Source organism: Trichococcus sp., assembly GCF_049589555.1.
GTDB lineage: Bacteria > Bacillota > Bacilli > Lactobacillales > Aerococcaceae > Trichococcus.
In genome coordinates this window covers 1-8308 of sequence record NZ_JBAWAZ010000351.1, presented here as the reverse complement: position 1 = coordinate 8308, position 8308 = coordinate 1, and the positions used below count along the sequence as shown (strand labels likewise).

The 8308-nt window shown below is 48.1% G+C and carries 6 protein-coding genes; all 6 read left to right on the top strand.

The window, feature by feature from the left end:
• The first annotated feature begins 1 nt into the window (after position 1).
• Positions 2–952 carry a recombinase RecA gene (gene recA / locus WBV27_RS12125; RefSeq protein ID WP_424202390.1) on the top strand — a complete coding sequence of 317 codons (951 nt, stop codon included), beginning with the start codon at positions 2–4 and terminating at the stop codon, positions 950–952.
• Positions 953–1193: 241 nt separating this feature from the next.
• Positions 1194–2753, top strand: a complete 1560-nt coding sequence (gene rny, locus WBV27_RS12120) for a ribonuclease Y (RefSeq protein WP_086628079.1) — start codon at positions 1194–1196, stop codon at positions 2751–2753.
• A 142-nt stretch (positions 2754–2895) separates the two neighbouring features.
• Positions 2896–3702 carry a TIGR00282 family metallophosphoesterase gene (locus WBV27_RS12115; protein ID WP_319995633.1) on the top strand — a complete coding sequence of 269 codons (807 nt, stop codon included), beginning with the start codon at positions 2896–2898 and terminating at the stop codon, positions 3700–3702.
• Complete coding sequence (locus WBV27_RS12110) at positions 3699–4073, top strand: YlbF family regulator (protein WP_424202389.1); 375 nt, start codon at positions 3699–3701, stop codon at positions 4071–4073. The genes WBV27_RS12115 and WBV27_RS12110 overlap by 4 nt, the downstream gene beginning before the upstream one ends.
• A gap of 33 nt (positions 4074–4106) precedes the next feature.
• The gene (gene mutS / locus WBV27_RS12105) at positions 4107–6701 is read left to right on the top strand and encodes a DNA mismatch repair protein MutS (protein WP_424202388.1); all 2595 of its coding nucleotides are present in this window, start codon (positions 4107–4109) and stop codon (positions 6699–6701) included.
• Between the two features lie 5 nt (positions 6702–6706).
• The coding region (mutL, locus tag WBV27_RS12100) for a DNA mismatch repair endonuclease MutL (RefSeq protein WP_424202387.1) at positions 6707–8308 on the top strand (1602 nt) is incomplete at its 3' end.

Genomic DNA, 8308 nt, shown 5'->3' with positions numbered 1-8308 from the left:
AATATCCACTGTGCCCAGTGGTTCGTTGGCTCTTGATGTTGCGTTGGGCGTAGGCGGCTATCCGAGAGGCCGTATCATCGAAGTGTACGGTCCTGAATCATCAGGTAAAACAACCGTTGCGCTCCATGCGATTGCCGAAGTGCAAAAAAAGGGCGGCGTTGCTGCCTTCATCGATGCTGAGCATGCTTTGGATCCAAAATATGCTGCAGCTTTGGGTGTGGATATCGATGAATTGTTGCTTTCCCAACCGGATACAGGTGAGCAAGGCCTGGAAATCGCTGATGCTTTGGTTTCATCAGGGGCTGTCGACATTGTGGTCATCGACTCGGTTGCCGCATTGGTTCCGCGTGCTGAAATAGAAGGCGAAATGGGAGACTCACATATGGGTCTGCAAGCACGTCTGATGTCCCAAGCTTTACGGAAACTATCCGGATCGATCAACAAAACAAAAACGATCGCAATCTTCATCAACCAAGTCCGTGAGAAAATCGGCATCATGTTCGGAAATCCGGAAACGACGCCAGGAGGAAGAGCGCTTAAATTTTACGCTACTATCCGTCTGGAAGTCAGAAGAGCGGAACAGATCAAGAGCGGAACAGAAATCATGGGTAACCGCACAAAAATCAAAGTGGTAAAAAATAAAGTTGCGCCGCCATTCAGGACAGCTGAAGTGGACATCATGTACGGGGAAGGCATTTCCCAAGTCGGCGAAATCATCGATATGGCTTCAGAGAAGGATATCGTCAACAAGAGTGGCGCTTGGTATGCCTACAAAGGGGAACGCATTGGCCAAGGCCGCGAAAATGCAAAAAAATTCCTGACAGAGCATCCAGAGATGAGAGCTGAAATCGAGAAGCTTGTCCGTGATGAATACGGCATAGGCGATAAAAAAGCGGTAGAGGCAAAAGAAAAAAACGAGCCGGTTGAATCGGTCGATCTGTTGGACGAATAAAAAATATTTTTCAAGAGGCCGGGACCAAAATCCGGGCCTCTTTCTTTTTTCAAAATCGGAAAAAAGGGCAATATCGAAACAGGTTTGAATGTATTTTGGTTATGTTACCGTTTTATCGTTGACATGTCAGTATTCTACGTTTAGAATGAATTTATGTGTATCGCTTCATTCTGCACATTGTAAAACTAATTTTTATTCATTTTTTTTGACAACAAAATTAAATAGATACGGAGGTGAAACTATGGATATATGGACTTTAGCCTTCGCTATCATAGCTTTAATTTTTGGTGTCGTTGTCGGATATTTATATCGAAAATCGAATCACGAAAAAGAAATAGCTGGTGCCAAAAATACCGCTTCCCAAATTCTTGAAGATGCTCGTAAAGAAGCAGAAACAACAAAAAGAGAAGCTATGTTAGAGGCGAAGGATGAGAACCACAAATACCGCTCAGAAATAGAAGATGAATTGCGCGAACGACGCGGTGAGGTTCAAAAACAAGAAAATCGATTGATCCAAAGAGAAGAAAATTTGGATAGAAAAGATACCAGTCTTTCGAAACGTGAACAATCTATCGAGTCAAAAGAGGATAATCTTGTCAAAAGACAAAACGCTTTAGTTTCTGAGGAAAATCGCATTCAAGCATTGGTGGAAGAGCAACAACATGAACTGGAAAGAATCGCTACCTTATCACGTGAAGATGCAAGAAACATCATCATGGATGAAACGGAAAATCAACTTTCGCATGAAATTGCGGTCATGATCAGAGAATCCGACCAAAAAGCGAAAGATGAAGCAGATCGTAATGCGAAAAACATTATCCTGCAGGCGATCCAAAGAAGTGCAGCCGATTTAGTTTCGGAAGCAACAGTTTCAGTTGTTACACTGCCTAATGATGACATGAAAGGCCGGATCATTGGCCGCGAAGGAAGAAACATTCGGACTTTGGAGACCTTGACAGGTATTGACCTGATCATCGATGATACGCCAGAAGCTGTCGTGTTAAGCGGATTTGATCCTATCCGAAGAGAAATTGCGAAAATGGCTTTGGAGAAATTAATTCAAGATGGACGTATCCATCCTGCGAGAATTGAGGAAGCAGTTGAGAAAGCCCGTAAGGATATGGATGAACGCATAAGAGAAATCGGCGAACAAGCAACTTTTGAAGTTGGCATCCATTCTTTGCATCCTGATCTGATTAAAATTTTGGGACGTCTGCATTTCCGCACTAGTTATGGACAAAATGTCCTGAACCACAGCATCGAAGTCGCAAAACTTTGCGGCGTAATGGCTGGGGAACTAGGCGAAGACATCAATCTGGCCAAACGTGCAGGTCTGCTGCATGACATCGGAAAAGCTCTCGATCATGAAATAGAGGGTTCGCACGTTGAAATCGGCGCAGAAATCGCCCAGAAATACAAAGAAAATCCGGTTGTCATCAATGCAATTGCCTCACATCATGGCGATGTTGAAGCAAACTCAATCATATCAGTATTGGTCGCATCTGCTGACGCTTTATCTGCTGCTCGTCCGGGCGCAAGAAGTGAATCTCTGGAAAACTACATCCGCCGCTTGGAGAAACTGGAAGCAATTTCGAACAGTTTTGAAGGCGTAGCAAGCAGTTTTGCTATCCAAGCAGGAAGAGAGATCCGCGTCATGGTCAAGCCAGACCAACTTGACGATTCTCAAGCTATTCGTGTAGCTCGTGAGATTAGAAAGAAAATCGAAGAAGAACTAGATTATCCGGGACACATCAAGGTTACGGTTATACGCGAAACAAGAGTAATTGAATATGCCAAATAATTAAAAACCAAACGGGACAGCTTCTTGTCCCGTTTTTTGCTTTTTATGGATATCCCGGTTGATGGGCATGGGTCCAACGGCTTATCTAAACAGACAAAATATGTTACTATAAAAAGACTAGAATTTAGAGAAGAGGCTGAAGATGAAAGTATTATTTATTGGGGATGTCGTAGGTTCAATCGGCAGACAGATGCTGCAGGACACACTCCCACAACTGAAGAAACATTACCGTCCGCAAGTGACCATCGTGAACGGGGAGAATGCGGCTGGCGGCAGAGGTATAACGGAAAAAATTTACAAAGAATTCTTGCAGACCGGTGTCGATGTCATCACCATGGGGAACCATACGTGGGATAACCGTGACATATTCGAATTCATCGGAACAGCCAATAAGATGATCCGTCCGGCTAATTTCCCGGAAGGGACTCCTGGCATCGGTTGGACGATCATAAAAGTGAACCAACTGAAATTGGCTGTTGTGAACCTGCACGGCCGTGTCTTCATGAACAGTCTGGATGACCCTTTCCGCAAAGCCGATGAAATACTGGAGCAGGTACGGAAAGAAACGAATTGCATCTTTGTCGATTTTCATGCCGAAACGACCAGTGAAAAACAAGCAATGGGCTGGTATTTGGATGGGCGCGTTTCTGCTGTGGTTGGTACGCATACGCATGTGCAGACAAATGATGCGCGTATCTTGCCGGAAGGGACAGGCTACCTGACGGATGCCGGAATGACCGGGGCTTACGACAGCATCTTGGGCGTCGAAAAAGAGATCATCATCCAGAAATTTCTGACGCAAATGCCGATTCGGCATGAAGTGCCCGAAAAAGGCAGGAAATTGCTTTCCGGTTGCTATATTGAAATCAATGATCAGACCGGCAAGTGCGTAAAAATCGAGAACATCGTGATCAATGAGGATCGCCCATTTGGAGGGGAATTCTATTGACCCAAGAACTGCCTATCGAAGGCCCGGCAGAAGCAGAATTGAATAGATTGATCGAAATACTGAAAAAAAATGAAGTGATCGTCCGCTATCAAGAGGCCGAAGAAAACACAAAAGACAATCGGGCGCTGGAACAATTGGTTGAAACAATCAAAAGCAAGCAAAAAGAAGCCGCGGCTTTTGAACATTACGCTAAGCCGGCGGCGGCAGCAAAAACAGCCGCTGAATTAGTAGGACTGAACAAGCAATTGAAGGACAACATAGCGGTCCAACAATACCGGGAAGCTTTATGGGATGCCAACGAACTATTGGAAAATGTCATCAGCATCATCCAACATGGCGTCGATGACGCTATCGAAAAAGATGAAGCATGAGAACTGAAGAGATATATTGATAGAGGTGAAAGAATGCCACAGAAGACTAAAAACACGCCCATGATGGAGCAATACTTAGCCATAAAAGCGCAATATCCGGATGCGTTTTTGTTCTACCGCTTGGGCGATTTCTATGAATTATTCCATGATGATGCCATGAAGGCCGCAAAATTACTGGAAATCACGCTGACGAGCCGCAACAAAAATGCCGATGAGCCGATCCCGATGTGCGGGGTCCCTTATCACGCAGCGGCGGAATACATCCGGAGACTCGTGGAAATGGGGCACAAGGTCGCCGTTTGCGAACAGATGGAGGATGCCAAGCTAACGAAAGGCATGGTGCGGCGGGAAGTCGTGCGGGTCATTACGCCTGGAACATTTCTGAATGAGAACGGCAGCGAAAGCAAAACAAATAATTACTTGGCCAGTGTCATCCAAAACGAAGCAGGCGGGTATGCGCTGGGATATGTCGATATCGGAACGGGGGAGCTGAAAGTCACCCTCCTGACCAACGAAGACGCCGTATTCAACGAGCTCCAGACCTTGCCTTTCAAAGAAATCGTCCTGGACGAAAAAACAGCTGCCAGCCTGACGGAAAAGTTGGAAAAACATTTCGGTATCCTGGTTTCCATTCAGGCGAAGCTGATTCCGGAAACGGATTTCCATGATCTGGTTGCGGATTTGCCGCAACAGTCGGAAAAAGATGTGCTTGTCCTGTTGTTGAGCTATCTTTCGGATACCCAAAAGCGCAGCCTGTCCCATCTTCAGAAAGCCGTCGCTTATCAGACGGACGCTTTCCTGAAGATGGATACCTATGCGCGGCGCAACCTCGAGTTGGCCGCATCAATCCGGACGCAGCAGAAAAAAGGCAGCCTGCTTTGGACGTTGGATGAAACAAAAACGGCTATGGGCGGGCGCATGCTGAAACAGTGGCTTGAAAAGCCGCTGATCAACCTGAGCGACATACTCGAAAGGCAGCGGAAGGTGGAGTCGCTGGTCAACCACTACTTTGAACGGATGGACATCAACGACGCTTTGACATCGGTTTATGATCTGGAACGTTTGGTGGCCAGAGTATCGCTAGGCAATGTCAACGGACGCGATCTGATTCAGCTGAAAACCTCTCTGCAGCAGATCCCGGGATTGGTCCAAGCCATCGCTGCAATCGATGAACCGGACGTTTGGCAGGATGTCATCGACAAATTGGAAGCTTATCCCGATGTCATCGAACTGATCGAACGAGCGATTACGGATAATCCGCCTATCCAGATCACGGAAGGCAACATTATCCGCGACGGCTACCATGAGCAATTGGATCGCTACCGCGATGCGATGAACAACGGGAAACTTTGGATAGCGATGCTGCAAAAAGAGGAAAGAGAAAAAACCGGCATCAAAACGCTGAAAATCGGCTACAACCGCATTTTTGGCTATTACATAGAAGTGACGAAGTCGAACCTTGCAGCGCTGCCTGAAGGCACGTATGAACGCAAGCAGACGCTCGCCAATGCGGAACGCTTCGTAACGCCCGCATTAAAGGAGAAAGAGACGCTTATTTTGGAGGCGGAGGAAAAGTCTGTCGAATTGGAGCATGAACTGTTCGTCGCCTTGCGGGAAGAGATAAAAGGATACAGCCGACAGTTGCAGGCACTGGCTAAACTGGTAGCGGAGATCGATGTCCTTCAGTCGTTCGCCCACATCAGCGAAGCCTATCACTTTTCCAAGCCTGAATTGAGCAACAGCGACCGCAATCTGTCCATCAAAGAAGGGCGCCATCCGGTTGTGGAACGTGTCATCGGCAAAGATAAATTTGTGCCCAACAGCATTTCCATGGATGAGGACAATCATATTCTGCTGATCACCGGGCCGAATATGTCAGGAAAAAGCACCTACATGCGTCAGGTCGCGCTGATTGTCATACTGGCCCAAATGGGTTGCTTTGTGCCCGCCGAGAAAGCCCATTTGCCTATCTTTGACCAGATATTCACCCGCATAGGCGCAGCGGATGATCTCTATTCCGGGCAGAGCACTTTCATGGTCGAAATGGTCGAAACGAACCAAGCACTGCGATTCGCCACCGATAAGAGTCTGATTTTGTTCGACGAAATCGGCAGGGGAACGGCGACGTATGACGGCATGGCCTTGGCGGAAGCGATCCTGCGTTACATCGATCGCACCATCAAAGGCAAGACGCTGTTTTCGACGCATTACCATGAATTGACCCAACTCGAAGCCGATTTGGCGGGGACAAAAAATGTTCATGTAGGGGCAATCGAAAAAGACGGAGAATTGGTGTTTCTGCATAAACTGATGCAGGGTCCAGCAGACAAAAGCTATGGCCTGCATGTGGCCAAATTAGCCGGAATGCCCAATGAATTGATCGCCGAAGCGCAGGTCATCCTCAATTCATTGAATGAACAGCACGTGCTGCACTCCGGAACAGGCGCACCTGTTCCGGATGATACGGTCGAACAATTGGCGCTGTTCCAAGAAAGTGCGATGCTTCCGAACGAGAAGCACGTACTGGATGAATTGTCGGACTTGGCGCTGGAGGATTGCACACCGATGCAAGCCATGCTGATGATAGACAGTTGGAAAAAGTTGCTGAAATCGCAAAAAAGTAGGTGAGAACGATGGCCAAAATCAGGGAACTTTCCCAAATATTGACGAACCAGATCGCGGCTGGGGAAGTGATCGAACGCCCGGCATCGGTCGTTAAGGAATTGGTGGAGAATGCCATCGATGCGAACAGTACGCAAATCGATGTTTTCATTGAAGAGGCGGGATTAAGGAAAGTGCAGGTCACCGACAACGGCGACGGCATCGCGGCGGACGAGGTGAAACTTGCCTTTACGCGGCACGCGACCAGCAAAATCTACACGCAGGATGATCTTTTCCGCATCCACTCGCTGGGGTTTCGGGGTGAAGCTTTGCCCAGTATCGCTTCCGTTGCCAAAGTTTCGATCGAAACGGCTGTCGCTGATCAAAGCGGCACCTACTTGTCGATAAAGGGCGGCGTCATCGGAGAGGAAAGGCCGAACAAATCCCGTAAAGGGACGACGATCATCGTCGAAGACCTTTTCTACAACACGCCAGCCCGGCTGAAATACATCCGTTCCTTGCAGACTGAGTTGTCGAACATCACAGACATCATGAACCGGATCGCCTTGAGCCATCCGGAGATCGCCTTCCGTTTGCATCATGAAGGCAACCAACTTCTGCATACGGCTGGGAATGGCGATCTGCGCCAGACCATCGCGGGCGTCTACGGGACACTGACCGCCAAGAAGATGAAACTGATCGAGAACGAAAATCTGGACTTCAAAGTGAAGGGCTATATCAGTTTGCCTGACACGACGCGGGCAAGCCGCAACTACATCACCTTGATACTGAACGGGCGTTTCATAAAAAATTACGCCTTGAACAAAGCGATCATCGATGGCTATGGATCCAAGCTGATGGTCGGAAGGTATCCGCTCGCCGTCATTGTGATGGATGCGGACTCCCTGCTTTTGGATGTGAATGTCCACCCTTCGAAAAAAGAAGTCAGGATCAGCAAAGAAAAAGAGCTCGGCGAATTGATCGAAAGCGCAGTCGCTGCTGTTTTGCGGACCGAAGAACGCATCCCGAGCGGCATCGAAAATCTGAAATTCAAACGCCCGAATCCGGCTGAAACGGTCCGGACCGAGCAATTGAGCGTCTCTTTCCGGTCATTCGATCAAGAGCTTGTGCAAGAAACGGAAACGAAGCTGCCGGCGATCAGCGAAAATGAGGATTTCCGATCTTTGGAGACAGCAGGGGACAACCGGCCGGTTCATAATGAAAATGCGGAACGCGAACAAGTTTATATGGGTTCTGATGAAACCGCGCCTTCGGAGGACCTTCCCCTTCCGAGTGAAGAACAAGAAGCGGACGTTGTTCCGTTCAGTGGCCAGCCAAAACAGGACCGCAATGAACCAAGCGCGCCTTACCTGTCTGTTGAACCAATTAATCCGGCTGCCCATGAAGAACCGATCATGAAAACCGTCCAGAAAGTCGAAGCGGAGGCAGAGAAGGGACCGGCGAGCAAGCGGCCTTTCCCGGAGTTGCATTTTTTTGGCCAGATGCACGGCACTTACCTGTTCGCGCAGAACGAAAATGGCCTCTACATCATCGATCAGCACGCTGCCCAGGAACGCATCAAATATGAATATTACCGTGAGGAAATCGGCAAGGTTTCCACCGATCTCCAAGGC

Bases quoted from the DNA above. Each gene is read 5' to 3' on its own strand.
- WBV27_RS12115 (WP_319995633.1), top strand. From the start codon at position 2,896: ATGAAAGTATTATTTATTGGGGATGTCGTAGGTTCAATCGGCAGACAG.
- mutS (WP_424202388.1), top strand. From the start codon at position 4,107: ATGCCACAGAAGACTAAAAACACGCCCATGATGGAGCAATACTTAGCC.
- rny (WP_086628079.1), top strand. From the start codon at position 1,194: ATGGATATATGGACTTTAGCCTTCGCTATCATAGCTTTAATTTTTGGT.